At 65.0% G+C, this 20,180-nt stretch carries 19 protein-coding genes; 5 read left to right on the top strand and 14 right to left on the bottom strand.

The features are described from left to right. Window positions 1–9: 9 nt before the first annotated feature. Window positions 10–531, bottom strand: a complete 522-nt coding sequence (locus D9V34_RS00110) for a hypothetical protein (protein WP_121686949.1) — start codon at window positions 529–531, stop codon at window positions 10–12. Beyond that, the gene (locus D9V34_RS00115; protein ID WP_183091779.1) at window positions 528–1,967 is read right to left on the bottom strand and encodes a glycosyltransferase family 39 protein; all 1,440 of its coding nucleotides are present in this window, start codon (window positions 1,965–1,967) and stop codon (window positions 528–530) included. The genes D9V34_RS00110 and D9V34_RS00115 overlap by 4 nt, the downstream gene beginning before the upstream one ends. Window positions 1,968–2,229: 262 nt before the next feature. Between D9V34_RS00115 and D9V34_RS00120 the strand changes: the two genes are divergently transcribed. Then, a complete protein-coding gene (locus tag D9V34_RS00120; protein ID WP_121686951.1) occupies window positions 2,230–3,471 on the top strand; it encodes an NAD(P)/FAD-dependent oxidoreductase in 1,242 nt (413 codons plus the stop codon). Window positions 3,472–3,519: 48 nt separating this feature from the next. On the opposite strand, the gene D9V34_RS00125 is transcribed toward D9V34_RS00120, so the two are convergent. Beyond that, window positions 3,520–5,037, bottom strand: coding sequence for an MFS transporter (locus tag D9V34_RS00125; protein WP_121686952.1), 1,518 nt, complete (start codon window positions 5,035–5,037; stop codon window positions 3,520–3,522). 89 nt (window positions 5,038–5,126) lie between these two features. Between D9V34_RS00125 and D9V34_RS00130 the strand changes: the two genes are divergently transcribed. The 4 genes from D9V34_RS00130 to D9V34_RS00150 all read left to right on the top strand — a co-directional run bounded on the left by D9V34_RS00130 (window position 5,127) and on the right by D9V34_RS00150 (window position 8,339). Further along, window positions 5,127–5,681 (top strand): TetR/AcrR family transcriptional regulator, encoded by a 555-nt coding sequence (locus tag D9V34_RS00130; RefSeq protein WP_121686953.1) that lies wholly within the window; start codon window positions 5,127–5,129, stop codon window positions 5,679–5,681. Window positions 5,682–5,710: 29 nt separating this feature from the next. After that, complete coding sequence (locus D9V34_RS00135; protein WP_121686954.1) at window positions 5,711–6,370, top strand: hypothetical protein; 660 nt, start codon at window positions 5,711–5,713, stop codon at window positions 6,368–6,370. A 54-nt stretch (window positions 6,371–6,424) separates the two neighbouring features. Continuing rightward, window positions 6,425–7,129, top strand: coding sequence for a hypothetical protein (locus tag D9V34_RS00140; RefSeq protein ID WP_121686955.1), 705 nt, complete (start codon window positions 6,425–6,427; stop codon window positions 7,127–7,129). 1,027 nt (window positions 7,130–8,156) lie between these two features. After that, window positions 8,157–8,339, top strand: coding sequence for a YegP family protein (locus D9V34_RS00150; RefSeq protein WP_121686957.1), 183 nt, complete (start codon window positions 8,157–8,159; stop codon window positions 8,337–8,339). A 69-nt stretch (window positions 8,340–8,408) separates the two neighbouring features. Here the strand turns inward: D9V34_RS00150 and serA are convergent, their stop codons facing one another. The 11 genes from serA to otsA all read right to left on the bottom strand — a co-directional run bounded on the left by serA (window position 8,409) and on the right by otsA (window position 20,104). After that, window positions 8,409–9,998, bottom strand: coding sequence for a phosphoglycerate dehydrogenase (gene serA, locus D9V34_RS00155; protein ID WP_121686958.1), 1,590 nt, complete (start codon window positions 9,996–9,998; stop codon window positions 8,409–8,411). Window positions 9,999–10,130: 132 nt separating this feature from the next. Further along, window positions 10,131–10,727 carry a hypothetical protein gene (locus D9V34_RS00160; RefSeq protein ID WP_121686959.1) on the bottom strand — a complete coding sequence of 199 codons (597 nt, stop codon included), beginning with the start codon at window positions 10,725–10,727 and terminating at the stop codon, window positions 10,131–10,133. Next, the gene (locus tag D9V34_RS00165) at window positions 10,727–11,221 is read right to left on the bottom strand and encodes a hypothetical protein (RefSeq protein WP_121686960.1); all 495 of its coding nucleotides are present in this window, start codon (window positions 11,219–11,221) and stop codon (window positions 10,727–10,729) included. The genes D9V34_RS00160 and D9V34_RS00165 overlap by 1 nt, the downstream gene beginning before the upstream one ends. 9 nt (window positions 11,222–11,230) lie before the next feature. Further along, window positions 11,231–11,719: a hypothetical protein gene (locus D9V34_RS00170; RefSeq protein ID WP_121686961.1), complete on the bottom strand. Its 489-nt coding sequence runs from the start codon at window positions 11,717–11,719 to the stop codon at window positions 11,231–11,233. 65 nt (window positions 11,720–11,784) lie between these two features. After that, entirely contained in the window at window positions 11,785–12,420 is a 636-nt protein-coding gene (locus D9V34_RS00175) for a DUF4166 domain-containing protein (RefSeq protein ID WP_121686962.1), read from the bottom strand. A gap of 113 nt (window positions 12,421–12,533) precedes the next feature. Further along, complete coding sequence (gene ilvC / locus D9V34_RS00180) at window positions 12,534–13,559, bottom strand: ketol-acid reductoisomerase (protein WP_121686963.1); 1,026 nt, start codon at window positions 13,557–13,559, stop codon at window positions 12,534–12,536. Window positions 13,560–13,642: 83 nt separating this feature from the next. Next, entirely contained in the window at window positions 13,643–14,152 is a 510-nt protein-coding gene (ilvN, locus tag D9V34_RS00185; protein WP_121686964.1) for an acetolactate synthase small subunit, read from the bottom strand. A gap of 3 nt (window positions 14,153–14,155) precedes the next feature. After that, window positions 14,156–15,973, bottom strand: a complete 1,818-nt coding sequence (locus tag D9V34_RS00190; protein ID WP_030148610.1) for an acetolactate synthase large subunit — start codon at window positions 15,971–15,973, stop codon at window positions 14,156–14,158. Window positions 15,974–16,021: 48 nt separating this feature from the next. Continuing rightward, window positions 16,022–17,716 (bottom strand): dihydroxy-acid dehydratase, encoded by a 1,695-nt coding sequence (gene ilvD / locus D9V34_RS00195; RefSeq protein ID WP_030148609.1) that lies wholly within the window; start codon window positions 17,714–17,716, stop codon window positions 16,022–16,024. A 16-nt stretch (window positions 17,717–17,732) separates the two neighbouring features. After that, entirely contained in the window at window positions 17,733–18,590 is an 858-nt protein-coding gene (gene otsB / locus D9V34_RS00200; RefSeq protein ID WP_121686965.1) for a trehalose-phosphatase, read from the bottom strand. Then, window positions 18,587–20,104, bottom strand: a complete 1,518-nt coding sequence (gene otsA / locus D9V34_RS00205; RefSeq protein WP_121686966.1) for an alpha,alpha-trehalose-phosphate synthase (UDP-forming) — start codon at window positions 20,102–20,104, stop codon at window positions 18,587–18,589. Before otsA ends, otsB begins: the two co-directional genes overlap by 4 nt. Window positions 20,105–20,180: the final 76 nt, after the last annotated feature.

Consider the following 20,180-nt stretch of genomic DNA (forward strand, 5'->3'; position numbering starts at 1 on the left):
TGGACGCGGTTACTGCAGCAGAAGCAGGACCGCGAGTGGCAGGGTCACCGCGTACCCAGAGCCCAAACGTTCGGGGCGCAGCAGCAGCGGCGGCAGGATTGCGGCCACGATCAGGACGTAGACCATCGCCAGCGGCGGCACCGTGCCGATACCGAGGATCCCGCAGACCAACTGGACCGGCAGGGTCATCAGGGCCGCGGTGACCACGCCGGTACCGATATCCACCGGGCCCAGGTGCCAGGATCGGCGGGCAAAGCGGCGCTCGAGCGCATTACCGGTGCAGGCAACCACGATCAACACGATCACAAAGAAGACCGCGACACCCACCACGCTCAGGGTTGCGACCTGCTCGGCGCGCACCGGGTCGCGCAGCAGCGCCAGGAGTTCTTTATGCGTGGAGGTGCGCACCTGATCCACCAGCACCAGGTAGCGCGGAATCGAGGCCAGGGTCGCCACAAATACGAAGGCGATCCAGGCAAAGACCGAGGAGGTGCGCGGAGGTACCGGCGCGATCGGTGCAGGGGTACTCATCGGGTCTCCTCCCGGACGTATTCGGTGACAACCGTGCGGTTGAGGGGGTAGCGTTCCCGCTCCACAAAGCCGTGTCGAGCTAGCTCCCGCTTCATCGCCTTGATTTCCGGGGTGGTGTGCTGTGAGCCGGCCACCCAAACGGTACTGACGCCTCGCAGCCGCTCCCCCAGTTTGCGCGGCGGCAGCGTCACATCGTTGAAGTTGCCGTTCTCCAGGTCGCTGCGCACAAACGCAAGATCCTCAAGCCCGGCAAACTCCGCGGGGTAGCCGTTGACGCTGAGTCGCGGACGAATGGTGGTCGTCTTGTCATTTTGCAGGAAGAACGCATCCCCCGGTGAGGCGTGCTCGGCGATGGTCTGCGCGGTCTGGAGGAAGTCAACGCCGTTCTGCTTGGCGTAGGGTCCGCGCTGAGCCACGTAGGTCGGCAGGCTTGCCAACGCGATCGCCCCCACCAATACCCAGACGATCCAGCGCCGCGAAAACACCGAAACCGCCAGCGCCAACAGCAGCGCAAAACCCGGGGTGGTGAACGACATGTAGCGCGAGGTGTAGAGCGGACCGAACAGCGAGTTGGCGATCAGCATCAGAATCAGCGGGGCAAACGCCCAGCCCGCGGCGAGCGCCACCAGCGGCGTACCAAACCGGGCCAGGATCTGTGGGAGACGACGCCCGGCGATCACCAGCAACACAATTACGAGGATCGCCAGCAGCCAGGACCCATCCAGCCACGGCTCCACCAGCGTCGTCCAGGCATTGACGATGGGCTGTCCGGAGAGCCAGGCAATCTGTCCGCGCTGTCCATACCCGGCCCGGACCAGCGGGAGCACGGCCGCCAGAATGATCAGCGCCGAGATTCCCCAGCGCAGCAGCGTTCGGCGATCCCGATGCGCAAACAGGAGGTAGGCGAGGTGCGCGGCGAGGATCAGCCCGGCATACATGAACAGGTAGATGGTGGCAATACTCACCACCGTGTAGATCACCCAGGACCACCAGGTGTTGCGCCGAGCGGCCGAGATCAACGCGATCACGCCCCACACTACGATGGCCGCGGCGAGCGCATAGGAGCGCCCCTCGATGCCCATAAACGTGGTGCGCGGCAGAACCAGGTAGATCAGCGCGGCGAGCACCCCGAATCGAACCCCGGCGAGCTTCGACCCCAGCACCACCAGTCCCGCGGTGCCGAGTCCCACGGCGAGCGCCGAGAACCCACGTAACGCAACCGAGGAGTCACCAAACGCCTGAATCCAGAAGTGAATGAGGGCGTAATAGAGCCCGTGCACCGCGTCCTTGTGCTGGAGGAATTGCCAGAGTCCCGGGCCGCCCAGGCGCGCGGCCATCAGCGTGGCGATCTCATCAAACCAGAATGAGGGGGTCGCGCTGCCGATCCAGGAGATCCCGGCGGCCAGCAGACCGAGCACTATGGCCAAGGCTGGCACGGAGCGCAGCATTCGCCGGACGGACGGGGTACGCATAGTCGAGGGCAAGCCGTGTCCTTTCTCTCCCACACTCAAACGGGATGACACCCGTGTGGGATGCGCATCAGTGCTCAACCCTAGCGCCGACAACCCGTAAGTTTGCCGAGCGCCTCACCACCCTTGTTTTCAGCGCCCCGCACGGCGAGGATGGAGGCGGGACATGCCCACAAGGCGCTGCCCGGCACACGAAATCGACGAGGATTTCGGTGCGGAAGGAGGAACCATGTTTAGTGCTCCACGTTCGGCCATCGTGATCGGTGCGGGAATGGTGGGCCTCGCCACGGCCCTGGAACTCTGCCGCCGCGGGGTCGCCGTGACGGTCCTGGATCGTGAGGGAGTGGCTGCAGGCTCCTCCCTCGGGAACGCGGGATGGATTAGCCCGGGTCTGGCGATGCCCCTCGCGGACCCGGCGATCTGGCCGAACGCGATCCGTTCGCTGCTGGATCCCGATGCGCCCCTGCACATTCCCCCGCGCATCGACCCCCGCCTCTGGAGCTTCCTCGCCCGCTTTGCGTCCCACGCCACGCACCGGCGCTGGGACCACACGATGGCGGCACTCACCACGCTGGACACCCTCGCCCTGGACGCCTTTGACCGCCTGGTCGCTGCCGGGGTGGCCGAGCCGACCCATACGACCCCGTACACCGTCGCCTTCGAGCGCGGCCGCGATGCCCGCGGGTTTGTGGATGAGCTGGCCCGCGTCGCCCGAGCCGGACAGGATGTGACGCTCGAACGGGTCCACACCGCCCCGGCCCAACTCTCCGGCGCGGTGAGCGCCGTCTATACGCTGAGCGGGCAGCGCTTCCTGGCACCGGGGCCCTTCGTCGCTGACCTTGCCCGGGTCCTGCGCGAACACGGCGGCACCATCCTGACCGGCGAACGGGTGGACCGCATCGACCCGCAGCGTGGCCAGGGCCGCCGTGAGGTGCGGGTACGCACCCGTTCCGGCTCGGTCCACACGGCCGACGCGGTGGTCATCGCGACCGGGGCCTGGCTTCCCGATCTTGCCCGACGCTTCGGGGTGCGCACTCGTGTTCAGGCGGGTCGTGGATACTCGTTCAGCGTGCCCACCGCCGAACCGGTGCAGGGCCCCATCTACTTCCCCACCCAGCGAGTGGCCTGCACCCCGTTCCGCGGCGGGCTACGCGTGGCCGGGACCATGGAGTTTCGCGGACCCGACGAACCCCTGCAGCAGCGCAGAATCCAGGCGATCGTCCGCTCGGTGCGCCCGCTGTTTCGCGGGGTCGACCTGGATGATCGCTCGAACGAGTGGGTCGGTTCTCGCCCGGTGACCCCCGACGGCCTCGCCCTGATCGGGCGTACCCGAGCCCCCGGGGTCTATGTTGCGGGCGGGCACGGGATGTGGGGCATGGTGCTCGGACCGATCACCGCCGAGCTCCTGACCGAGCAGATCATGACCGGTATCGCCCCCGAGATCCTCACCCCATTCGATCCGCTGCGCTAACAACACAACCCCGGATGCACGGGGCATCCGGGGTTGTGTGGGGTGAGACTAGCGGGCGTTACGCAGCGTGAAGACACCCACGATTGCGGCGGCGGCCACCAGGCCCGCACCGATCCAGGCGACCACACCGGCACCGCTGTCGAAGGCATGACGGGCGGATTCCAGCAGGGTTGCCGCCAGGTCCGGCGGCAGGGTCTCGGCCACATTGGCCGCGCCACCCAGGGTTTCCCCGGCGGCGTGCACCTGCTCGGGGGTCAGACCCTCGGGCAGCACCACCCCGGCACGGTAGTAGGCGGACAGTACGGTACCGAGCGTCGCGGTACCCAGCACCGCACCCAGCTCGTACGCGGTCTCGGACACGGCCGACGCCGCCCCGGCCTTCTCCGGCGGAGCACCGGAGATGATCAGCTCGTTGGACACGGTTTCGGCGGCACCGATTCCGAGGCCCAGCAGGGCGAAGGCCACCATCATCTCGTAGGCGCCGATGTCGCCGCCTGTGAGGGCCACCAGCACGTAGCCGGCGATACTCGTGAGCAGGGCGACCGGGATCACGATCGAGGGACGCACCCGCTTGGCGACCGGCACCACACCGAGGCCCGCGATGATCATCACGATCAGACCGGGCACCAGCACCAGGGCCGCATCAAACGGCTTGAGTCCCAGCACTAGCTGCAGGTGCTGGGAGACGAAGAACAGTCCACCCACCAGCGCAACCACGCTGAGCAGGTTGATCAGCACCGCACCGGAGAACTGGCCGCGGCGGAACAGGGTCATGTCCAGCATCGGGCTCTCGATGCGCAGCTGACGACGCACGAAGGTGACACCGCAGGCGAGACCGATCAGTAGGGTGATAACCGCCAGGGGCACGTTCGCACCCTCGGCGAAGGTCTTGATCGAGAACACAAACGGGGCCATGGTACCCAGAGCCAGCGGGATCGACAGATAGTCAATCTTGCCGGGGTTGGGGTCCTTGGACTCGGGGATCAGGATCGGCAGCAGGATCACCAGCGGCAGCAGCATCGGCACGGCCAGCAGGAAGACCGATCCCCAGGGGAAGCTGCCCAGCAGCAGGCCACCGACGACCGGACCCAGGGCGCTACCGGCGGAGAACGCGCTGGCCCACACGGCGATCGCCAGGCGACGCTCGTTACGGTCGGTAAAGATGTTGCGCAGCAGCGACAGGGTCGAGGGCATCAGCATGGCACCGAAGAAACCGAGCAGGGCACGGGCGAGGATCAGCTGTCCGGCCGAACCGGCAAACGCGGCAAAGACCGAAACCAGGCCGAAGCCGATCGATCCGATCAGCAGGAGTTTTCGACGACCCAGGCGGTCGCCGAGGCTGCCCATCGGGACCAGCAGGCCCGCGAGGATCAGCGGATAAATATCGACCACCCACAGCAACTCGGTGGCCGACGGGGTCAGCGCTTCCGAGATGGCCGGGAGGGCAAAGTTTAGGACGGTGTTGTCCACCGATACGAGCAGCACCGGGAGCATCAGCACAACGAGTGCGGCCCAGCGGCGGGTACGGCTGAGCGAGTCTGCCGCGGTGCGGTTGACGGAAAGCATGTTCACCTCTTCAATTACGAACTTATTTACTGTACCGTCTGGACGGTATACAATCAATATGATCGTGAATTTCAGTCGAAAGGAGTCGCATGGCTGCCGAGAGCACAACACGAGAACGCATCCTCGACGCGTTCGAATCCCTGCTCATCACCCAGGGGGAACGGGCCACCACCATCGAGGCGTGCGCCGCCCAGGCGGGCATCTCCAAGGGTGGATTGCTCTACCACTTCGGCTCCCGAGACGCACTGATCCTGGGCCTGATCGCCCGGGCCGATGTCCTCTCGGCCGAGTACCTGGCCGAGATGACGGCCTCCCCCGACGGAGTTGTGGACAGTCTGATTCGCACCTCACTGTTCAGCGACGACCGTTTTGACCACGCCACCATCGCCCTCAACCGGCTGGCTCAGGAGGATCACCGGGCCATCGCCTGCCTCCAGCGCTTTCGCCGCGACACCATCGCCCTGCTGGAGAAAGAGCTGGGCGATCCGGTCCTTGCCGAGACGGTCATGTTGATCAGCGACGGCATGTACTACGACTCGGTGCTGCGCACCCCCGAGGACAGCACTGTCCCCACTCCCAATGCCGTACCCGCCGAGGCAATCCTGGCGGTTGTGCACCGACTGATTCCCACCCGAACCACCTAACCTCGCCCAACCCGAAGAGGAGAACTGCAATGACCCGCCCGCACCCGCGAGCGCGCCTGCGCCGCTCAAACCGAATCGAATTTGCCGCCTACACCGCGCTGGCCGTCGCCGTCGCGATTGTGGTGGTGTTTGTCCTGTTGGATGTGCTGGATCAGATCCTGCCGATCCCCCGCATCTTGGTCCTCGCCCTGGGCATTCTGGTGGTGATCGCCGCGGGGATCGGGCTACTCGCGCTGATGAGTGTGCGCGCCCGTCGCCGAATTGGTGCGCTGCGTACCGAGCGCCCGGACGCCCTGGTTTGGTGGATCACCCCGGCCGATAGTTTCGGACCCGCACTCTCCGCGCTGGGCGGCCCAGACCTCACCCGCCGGGAACTTGCCGACGGCCTGGCACTGGTCGCCGAACCCACCGGGCTGGGCTTCTTTCAGACCGAGCGCACCGATTCCCGACAGATCCTGACCCTCCCGGCAGGCTCCATCATCCGAGTGGAAACCGGCCGCCTCACCGCCGGCATGAATCGCCGCATCGGCATCGCACTGACCGTGCGTGATCGGGCCGGCGACCAGCACCTCCTGGGCTTCCTGGGGGTCCACGACGTGCTGCCGTCCTACCTCACCCAGCACGCCACCCGGGCTCTCGCCGCCGAGATCCGCCGCACCCTCGCGGAGTCCACGGAGCAGGCCGCTTAGCCGAACCACGGGCGTTCCCGCCTGTCACACTAGGATGGGTTCTCGGGGGAATGCATGATCACCATTGTTGACGATTCAGGGCCCAAAACCCTTCGGCAGACCATACGCGAAGAGCTCGTCATCCGCTCGGTCCTCATCTTTTTTGTGATCGTTCTGATCTACGTTGTGCTCTTCGGGGTGATTCAGGTTGTCCCCGATGGGGACGCGATGCTGGCCATCATTATCGGTACCGTGCTGGGAATCGCCATCGTCCTACCAATCATCGCCTGGCGTTCGCGCTATCCCCGCCTGCGCGCACGTGCGCTCCGAGAAGCGAATCCCGATGCGCTGGTGTGGTGGGTCGCACCGGGCAGGACCCTCCCCCAACGCCTCGAACCGTTTACCGGAATTCGACTCCGAGAGCGTTCCGTGCTGAGTGGTCTCACCCTCGTGGCTTCTCGGGGCTCGCTTCAGCTGTGGCACGGGAAACGTCGCGGCAATCGTAAAATCTTCGAGGTGGGCAGAAGAGACATCGTGAAAATCGAATCACGGTTTGTGGTGGCCCAACGCATGCGTCATCACGGCGTGGTGTTCACAATCGATACACGAGACGAGCAGCCCCCGCTGGTGATCGAACTCTATGGGATGCAGGATGTACTTGCCACTCACCTGAGCCGTGAGGCAAACACCGCCTTTGTGCGGGAACTCAAGCAGTCCCTGGGCCGCCGCCCGCGGGCACCTCGGCGGCCTGATACGCCCATCGCTCCCGAGTCCGTGTAACGCTGAAGGTCTGATTGCCCCAGCGGAGACGGATCTCATCTGTCGGCTGGTACTCAAGGAGGTGCCAGAAGGCCTCCGCCGTACTCGAAGTCTCCAGCATCACCGCCGGCACACCGATGCCACGCCTCCCGCGGCCCGGGGTCACCTGGATCGGAACAAAACTCTGCTCAAAAGCCACCATGACGTTAACCGTGACACCCAACTCGGTGACGCGGTGCAGGGCTTCGGATATTCGAGAGTCGTGCAGGACGATGACATAGGCGGAGCGGCCCCGTGTGTCTCGGTGAACCGTTGGAGAGATTTGAGGAGACATCAGGCTGTATGTGATCCTTCTGGCGGCCTCAGTGTGCACGCGGATGCGTGAGTGCGACGTCATTCGATATTCCCTTCTATGATCCGGTTGTACGCAGCATACGTCTCGTCTATGGCCTCCGACAGAGCACGTTCCAAAATGTTTGGCGAGGAGATCTCCTCAATCGTCTCGGGCGGACCGTGCCCAGGCCCGTGTCGGTGCACGGTCCCGTGATTCCGGGTATCTATCGACATCACCTCATGTGATTTCCCACGATGATCCCGCTGAGCAAGTACAACGGCGAACTCCACCAGCATTCCGCTGCGGACAAGGCGGACGCGACGGATAACCATCGTAAAGCTCCGGGGAAGATCGATTTCTTCAGTGGATTCGTCGGTCGGTTGGCCTCTGGGAAACCAAAGACCGGCCTTACCGCCCGCGCGCCTCGATCTCCGGGTTTCGCGCTCCGTCCGTTGTCGTTTTCGTGGTCCAAATTTATTTGCCATCGCTCCCCGTGTTTTCTCCTCCCCGTCAACGCTATGAATCGCGGACGCAAAAAGCATTTGGTGGCCAAAGCTGTGGAGAAATTGAGGGCGGAGTCGGTCTGTGGACAGCTATCCCCGGACAGGATGGGTCGCGCGCGTGACTCGCACTGGGGGCTATTTTCCGGACGGCACGCAACTAATCTGACATCAGGATTCGGGCGCGCCGCGCCGGACCGGAGAAAGGGGCATCATGGCGGGAAAGTTTGAGCTCTACACGGATAAGGCGGGCGAGTACCGTTTCCGGCTCAAGGCGGGAAACGGCGAGATCATCGCGGTCTCGGAGGGATACGCCTCGAAATCGGGTGCGCTGAACGGCATCGACTCGGTGCGACGCAATGCACCCGACTCCCCCGTCGTGGAGATCGAAAAGTAGCGTCCTCACAGACCAAAACGGCGGGGCCGGAGGAAAAATCCTCCGGCCCCGCCGTTTGATGTTTGAGTGTTACGCGGTGATACCCACGGCGCGCACGATCGCGGCGTCGATGTCGGTGCGAACCTGCTCGAGCAGCTCCTCCGAGACCGGGGAGTCCACGGTCAGCACGGTGAGTGCCTGGCCGCCGGCCTCGGTACGGGCAATCTGCATGCCGGCGATGTTGATGTTGGCCTCACCGAAGCGTGCACCGTACTGGGCAACGATTCCGGGACGGTCGGTGTAGAGCATCACGACGTGGTGCTCGGCGATCGGCACCTCGATGTCGTAGCCGTTGATGGCGACGAGCTTCTCGATCTGCTTGGGACCGGTGAGGGTACCGGACACCGAGATCTGCGATCCGTCGGCCAGCGCACCGCGCAGGGTGATGACGTCGCGGAAGTCCTCGCTGACCGGGTCGGTGACCAGGCGCACCTCGACACCGCGGGCCTCGGCCAGCAGCGGGGCGTTCACGTAGGACACCGACTCGCTCACAACCTGGCTGAAGATACCCTTCAGCGCGGCCAGCTTCAGCACGGAAACGTCGAAGTTGGTGATCTCACCGCGGATGTCGACCTCAACGCTGGAGAGCGGCGAAACGGTCAGGGCGGAGAAGATCTGACCCAGCTTCTCGACCAGCGAAATGCCCGGACGCACGTAGGGGTCGATGATGCCACCGGCAACGTTCACCGCGTCCGGCACCAGGTCGCCACCGAGAGCGAGACGCACGGACTTGGCCACCGAAACGCCGGCCTTCTCCTGTGCTTCCTCGGTCGAGGCACCCAGGTGCGGGGTCACGATGATGTTTTCCAGACCCAGCAGCTTCTGGTCGGTGGGGGGCTCGCTCACGAAGACGTCGAGGCCGGCACCGGCGATCTCACCGGCGACCAGGGCGTCGTGCAGGGCATCCTCATCGATCAGGCCACCGCGGGCCACGTTGACCACATACGCGGTCTTCTTCATGGCCTTGAGCTGCTCGGCACCGATCATGCCGATGGTCTCGGGGGTGCGGGGCATGTGGATGGTGATGAAGTCGGACTGGGCGAGCAGTTCGTCCAGGCTCAGCAGGGTCACGCCGAGCTGCTGCGCACGAGCCGAGGTGACGTAGGGGTCATAGGCTACAACCTTGACGCCGAAGGCCTTCAGACGCTCGGTGATCAGCGCGCCGATGCGGCCCAGGCCGATAATACCGACGGTCTTCTCGAACAGCTCGGTACCGGTGTACTTCGAACGCTTCCACTGTCCCTGAGCCAGCGCGTTGTGCGCGGCGGGGATGTGACGGGCGAGCGAGAGGATGTGACCCACGGTCAGCTCGGCGGCCGAGATGATGTTTGAGGTCGGGGCGTTGACCACCATGACACCGGCGTTGGTGGCGGCCTTGATGTCCACGTTGTCCAGGCCCACGCCGGCGCGGGCGATGACCTGCAGGTGCGGGGCCGCGGCGATGGCCTCGGCGTCTACCTGGGTGGCCGAGCGCACCAGAATGGCGTTTGCCTCGGCCAGGGCCGAGAGCAGGGCGGGACGGTCGGTGCCATCCACGTTACGGATATCGAAGTCGGGCCCGAGGGCATCGACAGTGGCGGGCGAGAGTTCTTCAGCAATCAGGACGACGGGTTTCGACACGAAAACAAATCCTTCTGGAACGAGGGTTGGGAAGACTCGCGCCGCATCATCGGGACGCCAGGTACGTACACTCTACTAGGTGATTCATTCCACTTTTGCCGCGGGTGAACGATCGTTCACCCGCGGGTGGTATTAGGCCAGGAAAAACGCGGCGGCGAGGCTCAGTGCGATGGCCGAAGAGGCCGCCACACCAACCAGATAGGTGAGGATCATCGAGATCCAGCCACGACGACGACCGATCCGGTAGGAGAGGTAGAACGCGATCAGCGGAACGATGATGCTGAGGATCAGCATGGTCCAGCCGAGGGCCGATACCGAGCCACCGGCTTCGGAAACCCGACGCGGAATCGTAATCGCGCTGCCCACACCGCCCCACACCTGATAGGCGAAGAGCAGACCAAACACCACGGCAATCGCGATGGTCAGCCAGCGGCGAACCTTCGAGATCGGGGTCGCCTTCTCGGCCGGGGTGGCCAGGGCATCGAGGTCGTCATCGGCAGGATCCGCATCGTCAACACCTGCATCGTGGATGTCGGCGTCAGCACTGTCGAGGTCCGTGGCGGAGCGCTTGTTACCGTCGGCGGTTCCGGACCGAGCAGCGTCGGTCGCGGAGGTCGAAACCGTGCCGGTATGCGTGGGTGTCGACTCGGGAGTTTCGCTCTCGGTCACGATTTCCTCATCCCGAGCGGACGAAGCGGACGGAGTGGTGCCGGGGGTGGATTCGGTCATTAGCGCACTCCAAGCAGGAAGGGAATCGGGGCCAGGACGATGGCACCGACGATCAGGGCCACCACGCGCCAGCGCAGCGACTCGGCCTGACGGGTATTCCACAGGGTGGCGCCAAACCACAGTGCGGGTGCCAGGACGGCGAGGATCTTACCGATCGAGGTCATTCCGGTTGCCAGCGGGTCGGCACCACCAAACACGATGGTTCCAATCGAGAGCAGCCAACCGATCATGTAGAGCAGGTACACACCGGCGAGGATCCCGTGCACAAGAAGCAGCACCGAACTCATCTGAGTGCCACCGGTGTTGACGGCGACCTCGGCCTTGGGTCCGCCCACCACGCGCCATCCCGGAGCCACCTCGGTGCCCGCGGCGGGGACCTGAGACTTCTTGGCGGGCTTCTTCTTGGGGGCTACGGCCGGGTTTTGACCAACCAGCGTGGCATCGGTCGCGTCGCCGGCCCAGCTCAGGGCGTCGTCATCGGAGGGGGTGCTCATACCTCCAGATTACCGGACGCGCCGCGCCTCTCGACCAATGCCAGACATCAGCTCTTCGGGACACTCCGAACGCAGGGTATACACGGGTCGATTCTGCACCGTCAGCGTGACCGCGGGGCCTCCGCTCAGCAACAAGAACCGTTTCCCCGGCATCAGGCGATAACCAACGCCACCCGCGGCGCGCGGCAAAACCGTGACTTTCTGCATCGCGACGATGGACGTTACCGGGATGCGCACAACTCGCAGCGGAGACAGATAGCCGCGAATCTCGCCCTCGCTCACACACACTCTGGTGCGGTTCAGGATTCCCACGGCACTCGCAAGACCAAGGATCAGGAGCAGCCAGATTCCCGCCGCGACAAGCACCGGGAAAGCGGGGGTTCCCCAGACAGGCCCCAGCGACCCAATAATCAGGCATTCCGATCCGGCGGCGATAACCGCCGCCGTGATACCCAGCCAGGTCAGCCCGCGTGGACCACGCAGCGTTTCGGTGTACATTCTCCCCCGATCATCCCCCTCGTGTCCCGGCACCAGGAATGGGCGAGGGGTCCTTCACTTAGACCCTAGACCAGGGAGTAGGTGAAATGGCCGCGGTAGTTGGTGACGGTGCCCAGCAGCGGATTGGTCACGAGCACCTGCACGGTGCGGCGATTGTTTTCAGCGTCCCAGCCGTCCTCTACGCGGACGCTCACGCCGAGCAGGCGAGGCAGACGCAGTCGCAGCGGGCCGAGGCGTAGCGCGCACTCCTCCGAGCGCAGGGAGAGGTGACCCCGTTCGGTCGCGGTGCAGCGCAGGATGATTTCGATCACACGCCAGGTACCCACCCGGTTGCGCAGGGTACCCGGCGTGGGTCCGGCAAGGATGATGTCGCTCATCGCTCGGGTGACTCGGCGGAAACGGAAAAGGCGGAAGGCGGCGAGGGTGGGGGCTCCATGCTCATCGGTTCCGGGCTGGTTGAGGATCGTGAAGGGGACGTTTTTCTCGTGTCGATCCAGCAGCATCGCCGGCCCGACCACGGGCATGGCGAGCCAGGTCAGCCGGCCAAACTTGGTTCCGGCTGATTCGAAAACTCCGGTGCCCACACCGATACCCTGCTCCCCCGGACCGACCACGTACTCGCGCACCTCGGGCTTGAGCCTGTCGATATCGGTGCCGAGCGCCTCGGTGTACACGGATCGAATGGTGTGCTGATCGGTCATGTGTGCGGGTCCCCTTCGCGCGTGGTGCTGTGGCCCACCCTAGCAGGACGCACAAACCCGCCCCGGAAGAAATCCTCCGGGGCGGGTTTCGGCTAGAAGCTAACAGCTAACGATTAGCGTGCAGCCGAACCGTCGGTGTAGTCCTCGTCCTGCTGCTTCCAGGCGAAGAGCGAACGCAGCTCGCGACCGGTGGTCTCGATCGGGTGCTTCTCGGCCTTGGCACGGAGCTCCAGGAACTCCTTGCCGCCGTTGTCCTGGTCGTCGATGAAGCGCTTGGCGAATGCACCGGTCTGGATGTCGGAGAGAACGGCCTTCATGTTCTCCTTGACCTCGGGGGTGATCACGCGAGGGCCGGAGACGTAGTCGCCGTACTCGGCGGTGTCGGAGACCGACCAACGCTGCTTGGCGATGCCACCCTCCCACATCAGGTCCACGATGAGCTTGAGCTCGTGCAGCACCTCGAAGTAGGCGATCTGCGGCTGGTAGCCAGCCTCGGTCAGGGTCTCGAAGCCGTACTGAACCAGCTGCGAAACGCCACCGCAGAGAACAGCCTGCTCACCGAACAGGTCGGTCTCGGTCTCCTCGGTGAAGGTGGTCTTGATGACACCGGCGCGGGTTCCACCGATGGCCTTGGCGTAGGACAGGGCGATGTCCCAGGCGGTGCCGGTGGCGTCAACCTCAACGGCAACGATGTCCGGGATTCCGCGGCCGGCGACGAACTCGCGACGCACGGTGTGGCCCGGAGCCTTCGGGGCGATCAGCACAACGTCGACACCGGCGGGTGCCTCGATGTAACCGAAACGGATGTTGAAGCCATGGGCGAAGGCCAGGGTCTTGCCCTCGGTCAGCTTGTCCTTGACCGACTCGGTGTAGATCGAGCGCTGGTGCTGGTCCGGCGCCAGGATCATGATGAAGTCGGCCCACTCGGCGGCGTCGGCAACGTTCTTGACGGCGAAGCCGGCCTCTTCGGCCTTGGTGATGGACTTGGAGCCGTCCTTGAGGCCGATAACGACCTCAACGCCCGAGTCCCGGAGGTTGAGCGCGTGTGCGTGGCCCTGCGAGCCGTAGCCAATGATGGCTACCTTCTTGCCCTGAATGAGCGTCAGGTCGGCGTCCTGGTCGTAGACAATCTCAGTCACTGGTTATTCTCCTTGTTTGATCCCGCGGCCGCCGGTGCGGATCCGCAAGTGTTGGACCGTGTTCCCCGTTGGGGCACGGAAATTTAGTGTTTGAAAACGCGCTCGGTGATGGACTTCGAACCGCGTCCAATCGCGAGCAGGCCCGACTGTGCAAGCTCCTTGATCCCGAAGGGCTCAAGGACGCGCAGGAACGCCTGGGTCTTGCCGGTGTCTCCGGTGACCTCGATCACCAGGGCGTCGGTGGCCACATCGACCACGCGAGCACGGAACAGGTTCACGGCTTCGAGAACCTGCGAGCGGGTGGTGTTATCCACCCGAACCTTGATCAGCAGGTGTTCGCGCTCCACCGACTGGGTCGGGTCCAGCTCCACAATCTTGATCACGTTGATCAGCTTGTTGAGCTGCTTGGTGACCTGCTCGAGCGGCAGACCGTCCACCTCGGCGACCACGGTGATGCGCGAGAGGCCTTCGACCTCACTGGCACCCACCGCGAGCGACTCAATGTTGAATCCGCGACGGGCAAACAGACCGGCAACGCGGGTCAGCAGACCCGGCTTGTCCTCCACGAGGAGGCTGAGAACGTGACGCGACATGGCTTAGACCTCCTCATCGAATGCGGGAGCGTGCTCCCGAGCGTACTGAACAAAGCTGTTGGATACTCCCTGCGGAACCATCGGCCACACCATCGAGTCCGCCGAGACGACGAAGTCGATGACCACGGGGCGGTCGTTGGTTTCCAGCGCGAGCTTGATGGCGGCGTCGATCTGGTCCTCGCGCTCCACCCGGATGCCCAGGCAGTCATACGCGTCCGCGAGCTTCAGGAAGTCGGGGATGCGCACGGTGTCGTGACCGGTGTTGAGGTCGGTGTTGGAGTGGCGTCCGTCATAGAACAGGGTCTGCCACTGGCGCACCATACCCAGCGAGGAATTGTTGATCACCGCGACCTTGATCGGGATGTTGTTGAGGCGGCAGGTGGCGAGCTCCTGATTGGTCATCTGGAAGCAGCCGTCGCCGTCAATCGCCCAGACTACACGCTCGGGTTCGGCAACCTTGGCACCCATCGCGGCGGGAACCGCGTAGCCCATTGTGCCGGCACCACCGGAGTTGATCCAACCGTTGGGGCGCTCATACTTGATGAACTGCGCGGCCCACATCTGGTGCTGACCCACACCCGAGACGAACGTGCCCTCGGAGCCGGTGAGTTCACCGATCCGCGAGATCACGTGCTGCGGGGCGAGCAGGCCGTCGGTGGTCGGCGCGTATCCCAGCGGGAACTCGGCGAGTAGACCGTTCAGGCGGGTCCACCACTCGGCGATGTCCGGGGTGGTCTCGGGCAGGGCCTGAGCGTAGGCGGCGGAGAGGTCGCCGATGACGTCCTTCACATCGCCCACGATCGGCACATCGGCGATCCGGATCTTGGAGATCTCGGCCGGGTCGATGTCCACGTGAACAACCTTGGCGTCGGGGGCGAACAGGTCCGCCTTGCCGGTCACGCGGTCATCGAAGCGGGCACCGAGGGCCACGATCAGGTCGGATTCCTGCAGCGCGAGCACTGCGGGAACCGTTCCGTGCATGCCGGGCATGCCCAGGTTCTGCGGGTGCGAGTCCGGGAATGCACCACGGGCCATCAGGGTGGTGACGATCGGCACACCGGTGCGCTCGGCCAGCTCCAGGAGCTCCTCCGAGGCACGGCCGCGGATCACGCCGCCGCCCACGTAGAACACCGGACGCTTGGCTTCGAGGATCAGCTGCGCGGCGGCGTTGATCTGCTTGCCGTGAGCCTTGGTGACCGGACGGTAGCCGGGCAGGTCGAGGGTGACCGGCCAGATGAAGGGCACCGAGTCCTGCTGAGCGTCCTTGGTGATGTCCACCAGGACGGGGCCGGGACGACCGGTCGTGGCGATGTGTGCCGCCGCGGCCAGGGTTGCCGGAATGTCCTTGGCATCCTTCACCAGGAAGGAGTGCTTGGTGATCGGCATCGTGATACCCACGATGTCGGCCTCCTGGAAGGCGTCGGTTCCCATCAGGTTCGAGAACACCTGACCGGTGATCGCGAGCATCGGGACCGAGTCCATGTGGGCATCGGCGATCGCGGTCACCAGGTTGGTGGCACCGGGACCGCTGGTCGCGATGCAGACACCGAGCTTGCCGGTGGCCGCGGCGTAACCCTGAGCGGCGTGGCCGGCACCCTGCTCGTGACGAACGAGGATGTGGCGCAGCTCGGTGGAGTCCATCAGCGGGTCATAGACCGGCAGGATGGCCCCGCCGGGGAGACCGAACACGTCGGTCACCCCCAGCAGTTCCAGCGTGCGCACAACCGCCTGGGCACCGGTCAGCACCGGAGTGTCGGTACGAGCCGGACCCGGGATCGGGCTATCGGATTGGGGACGTGGGGTGGGAGTGTCAGCTGACATGTGACAAATGATTCCTCAAGTGATGATGATCTGACTGGGGACGCAAAATTAGCCGGTGATCGCGCCTTCAGCGGCCGATCGAACGAGCTTAGAGTATTTTGCGAGTACGCCACGGGTATAGCGCGGGGGAAGCGGTGCCCAGCCTTCACGGCGGGCGGCCAGCTCGGACTCCTCGACAAGTAGGTCAAGAGAGCGAGCTGCGATATTGACCCGAATGAGATCACCATCGCGCACGAATGCAATAGGACCTGCGTCCACTGCTTCGGGTGCTATGTGGCCGATGCACAGTCCGGTTGTGCCGCCTGAGAATCGACCGTCCGTTAATAGTAGTACATCTTTTCCGAGTCCCGCACCCTTGATGGCCGCGGTGATGGCCAGCATCTCGCGCATACCCGGTCCCCCCTTGGGGCCCTCGTAGCGGATAACCACGACGTCTCCGGCCTGGATCTTGCCCTCGGTCAGTGCGTCCATGGCACCTCGCTCGCGCTCGAACACCCGGGCGGGTCCCTCGAAGATTTCGGCGTCGAAGCCGGCGGTCTTCACCACGGCACCCTCGGGGGCAAACGAACCGTGCAGGATCGTCAGACCACCGGTGGCGTGGATGGGGTTGTCCAGGGTGCGGATGACCTCGCCGTCCAGCGGGTCGGGGTTCAGCTCGGCGAGGTTCTCGGCCACGGTCTTACCGGTCACGGTGAGTGCGTCACCGTGCAGCAGGCCGGCGTCCAGCAGCGCCTTCATCACGACGGGGATACCACCGTGGCGGTCCACATCGTTCATGACGTACTTACCGAAGGGCTTGAGGTCACCGATGTGGGGAACCTTGTCGCCGATGCGGTTGAAGTCGTCCAGGGTCAGGTCAACCTCGGCCTCGCGGGCGATGGCGAGCAGGTGCAGCACGACGTTGGTCGAACCACCGAAGGCCATGGCTACGGCGATGGCGTTCTCGAACGCCTTCTTGGTCAGGATGTCGCGGGCGGTGATGCCCAGACGCAGCATGTTGACCACGGCCTCGCCCGAGCGGTGGGCGAAGTAGTCGCGACGACGGTCGGCCGAGGGCGGCGCGGCCGAGCCGGGGAGGCTCATGCCCAGGGCTTCGGCGACCGAGGCCATGGTGTTGGCGGTGTACATACCACCACAGGCACCCTCACCCGGGGCGATCGCGCACTCGATGCGCTTGAGGTCTTCCTCGCTCATGGTGCCGGCCTTGCAGGCACCCACGGCCTCGAAGGCGTCGATGATGGTGACGTCCTTCTCGGTGCCGTCGGAGAGCTTGACCCAGCCCGGGGCGATCGATCCGGCGTAGAGGAACACGCTGGCCAGGTCGAGGCGGGCGGCGGCCATCAGCATGCCCGGCAGCGACTTGTCACAGCCGGCCAGCAGCACGGTGCCGTCCAGGCGCTCGGCCATGACCACGGTTTCTACCGAGTCGGCGATGACCTCGCGCGAGACGAGCGAGAAGTGCATGCCCTCGTGGCCCATCGAGATACCGTCGGAGACGGAGATGGTGCCGAACTGGAGCGGGTATCCGCCACCGGAGTGGACGCCTTCCTTGGCGCCCTGAGCAAGCCGGTCAAGCGAGAGGTTACACGGGGTAATTTCGTTCCACGAGGATGCGATACCGATCTGGGGTTTGTCCCAGTCGGCGTCTCCCATTCCGACGGCACGGAGCATGCCTCGGGACGTGGTGGCTTCGATTCCATCGGTTACTGCGCGACTTCGCGGCTTCAGGTCAATCTCGGACATAAAGAGAGTCTAGGACCTAATCCGTGACCGTTTTGGCATATGCGCGTGATGCACGTGCACGGGCGAGCGCACGAAGTACCAGCGCAACCTCGCGCGGGCCCGCGACCCGATGCTCGGCCCGCGTCTCCCCCGGCCCACACTTGAGTCCGAAATCCCCGGATTCAAGGGCCGCGAAGGCGTCCTCATCGGTCACATCGTCCCCGGCATAGAACACCGCATCGGCACCGGTATGTGCGCGCAAACGTGCAATTCCGTCGCCCTTAGTGGCCGACAAAATACTAAATTCCAGCACATCTTTTCCCGTACGTTCACTCAGTTCGGGATCGTTGGCGCGCACCCAGGCACGCGCGGCACCGTGCAGTGCCGGCACCGAGACCTGCTCGGCCAGACGGGTATGGACGGCGGCCCCCAGCGGCTTGGGTTCCACCCAGGCCCCGGCGATCCCGGCGGCTCCACGCTCAAGTGCCTGCACCAGTGCCGCGACCCGTGCCCGTTCGGCCTCGGTGGGCTCGGGTCCGGCGTCCTCACCCAGACGGTACTCGCCGCCATGGGAGGCGACGATGAGGATGCCCGCGGAGTCCGGATACAGCGCATCCAGCGAGGCCAGGTCGCGCCCCGAGACCAGGGCCACGGTGGTGTCCGTGAGGCCGCGCAGCTCGGCGATGGCCGCGGCCGATTCGGGCAGCGCGCGGGCGCTCATCGGATCATCCACGATCGGGGCCAGGGTCCCGTCAAAGTCCAGCGCCACCAGGATGCGGGGGTTCTGGGCAAAACGGCTCAGAGCCGCCTCAAGGATGGGGTCGAGGCCCGCCGCCGGGTTCACCTCAGCTCCGTGCTGTTCCGGAGCCGATGCGCCTTCGCCAGTCGCAGTCACTGCTGCTCCGCCCCGACCCGGTGCCCGCGCGCCTCATCCAGGCGCGCGGCGGCCGAGCGTTCCAGCTCGGCCAGGAACGCGGTAGACCAGCGCTCCACGTCGTTCTCGCGCACCTTCTTCCGCATCGACTTCATCCGCTTGGCCCGCTCGGGCTGGGGCATGTTGATCGCGGTCATGATGGTGTCCTTGAGACCCTCGATGTCGTGCGGGTTGATCAGCAGCGCCTGGGTCAGGTCATCCGAAGCCCCGGCAAACTCGCTCAGCACCAGCACACCGTCCTGATCGAAGCGGGTGGCCACATACTCCTTGGCCACCAGGTTCATGCCGTCGCGCAGCGCGGTGACCAGCATGACGTCGGAGGCGAGGTAGAGCGCCACCATCTCCTCACGCGGATAGCCATGGTGCAGATAGTGCACAGCTGAGTGCCCGATCTGACCAAAGTCGCCGTTGATCCGGCCCACCGTGAGCTCGATCTCATCGCGCAGCTGGCGGTAGGTTTCCACCCGCTCGCGGCTCGGGCTGGCGACCTGGATGAGGGTCACGTCGGCGGGGTCAATCCGCCCGTCGGCCAGCAGCTCCCCGTAGGCCTTCAGCCGGTGACGGATGCCCTTGGTGTAGTCCAGCCGGTCTACGCCGAACAGGATCTTGCCCGAGCCGCCCAGGTCCGAGCGGATCTCGGCCGCCCGGGCCTGCACCTCGGGGGTGCGCGCCAGGGCCTCAAAGCTGGCCGAATCGATCGAAATCGGGAAGTGCTTGGCGAGCACGTGACGGGTGGGACCGCCGCGGCGGTAGCCGCCGGTCTGTCCGGGCGCGGAGTCGGATTCCAACGGCACATAGACGCTGGTGCCCTTGGTCTCATAGCCGACCAGGCGACGCACGGCCCGAGTGAAGTTGGAGGCGTCAGCAACCCGCTGGAAGCCGATTACATCGGCACCGAGCAGACCCTCGATGATCTGGGTCCGCCACGGCAGCTGCGAGAACAGGCCGTAGGCGGGGAAGGGAATGTGGTTGAAGAAACCGATGGTGAGGTCGGGACGCAGCTCACGCAGCATGCCCGGCACCAGCTGCAGCTGGTAGTCGTGCACCCAGACGGTGGCGCGCTCGTTCGCGGTTTCGGCGGCGGCCTCGGCGAAGCGCCGGTTGACCTTCACATAGGAGTCCCACCACTCGCGGTGATAGGTGGGCGGCGCGATCACGTCGTGATAGAGCGGCCAGAGGGTGTCGTTGGAGAAGCCCTCGTAGTAGCTCTCCACCTCCTCGGCGCTGAGCGGAACCGGCACGATTCGGGTGCCGTTGTGGGTGAACGGCGAGATGCCCTCGGTATCGGCACCGGCCCATCCCACCCATGCGCCACCCAGGCGCTCCATCACCGGGGTGAGGGCAGTCACCAGCCCTCCCGGAGATGTCCGCCACCCCGGCTCGCCCTCGGCAGTGGTGTAGCGGTCTACCGGCAAACGGTTGGCCACCACCACAAAGTCAAAGCGGGCTTCGGACTGGTTGGTACCTGATGTCATCGTTATACTCCCCGTGGTTGCCAGACAGGCTATCAGTCGAAGATGTGCAGATCTCACCTCATTTTCACCTGTGGGG

It is taken from the genome of Mycetocola lacteus, assembly GCF_003667575.1.
GTDB classification, from domain to species: Bacteria; Actinomycetota; Actinomycetes; order Actinomycetales; family Microbacteriaceae; genus Mycetocola; species Mycetocola lacteus.

What these genes read in the sequence shown, in the direction of transcription:
- D9V34_RS00160 (WP_121686959.1), bottom strand. Translation starts at nt 10,727, where the DNA reads ATGACCGAATCCACCCCCGGCACCACTCCGTCCGCTTCGTCCGCTCGG.
- D9V34_RS00150 (WP_121686957.1), top strand. Translation starts at nt 8,157, where the DNA reads ATGGCGGGAAAGTTTGAGCTCTACACGGATAAGGCGGGCGAGTACCGT.
- D9V34_RS00140 (WP_121686955.1), top strand. Translation starts at nt 6,425, where the DNA reads ATGATCACCATTGTTGACGATTCAGGGCCCAAAACCCTTCGGCAGACC.
- D9V34_RS00120 (WP_121686951.1), top strand. Translation starts at nt 2,230, where the DNA reads ATGTTTAGTGCTCCACGTTCGGCCATCGTGATCGGTGCGGGAATGGTG.
- D9V34_RS00110 (WP_121686949.1), bottom strand. Translation starts at nt 531, where the DNA reads ATGAGTACCCCTGCACCGATCGCGCCGGTACCTCCGCGCACCTCCTCG.
- otsA (WP_121686966.1), bottom strand. Translation starts at nt 20,104, where the DNA reads ATGACATCAGGTACCAACCAGTCCGAAGCCCGCTTTGACTTTGTGGTG.
- D9V34_RS00135 (WP_121686954.1), top strand. Translation starts at nt 5,711, where the DNA reads ATGACCCGCCCGCACCCGCGAGCGCGCCTGCGCCGCTCAAACCGAATC.
- ilvN (WP_121686964.1), bottom strand. Translation starts at nt 14,152, where the DNA reads ATGTCGCGTCACGTTCTCAGCCTCCTCGTGGAGGACAAGCCGGGTCTG.
- D9V34_RS00170 (WP_121686961.1), bottom strand. Translation starts at nt 11,719, where the DNA reads ATGTACACCGAAACGCTGCGTGGTCCACGCGGGCTGACCTGGCTGGGT.
- D9V34_RS00175 (WP_121686962.1), bottom strand. Translation starts at nt 12,420, where the DNA reads ATGACCGATCAGCACACCATTCGATCCGTGTACACCGAGGCGCTCGGC.
- D9V34_RS00125 (WP_121686952.1), bottom strand. Translation starts at nt 5,037, where the DNA reads ATGCTTTCCGTCAACCGCACCGCGGCAGACTCGCTCAGCCGTACCCGC.
- D9V34_RS00130 (WP_121686953.1), top strand. Translation starts at nt 5,127, where the DNA reads ATGGCTGCCGAGAGCACAACACGAGAACGCATCCTCGACGCGTTCGAA.
- D9V34_RS00190 (WP_030148610.1), bottom strand. Translation starts at nt 15,973, where the DNA reads ATGTCAGCTGACACTCCCACCCCACGTCCCCAATCCGATAGCCCGATC.
- ilvD (WP_030148609.1), bottom strand. Translation starts at nt 17,716, where the DNA reads ATGTCCGAGATTGACCTGAAGCCGCGAAGTCGCGCAGTAACCGATGGA.
- D9V34_RS00165 (WP_121686960.1), bottom strand. Translation starts at nt 11,221, where the DNA reads ATGAGCACCCCCTCCGATGACGACGCCCTGAGCTGGGCCGGCGACGCG.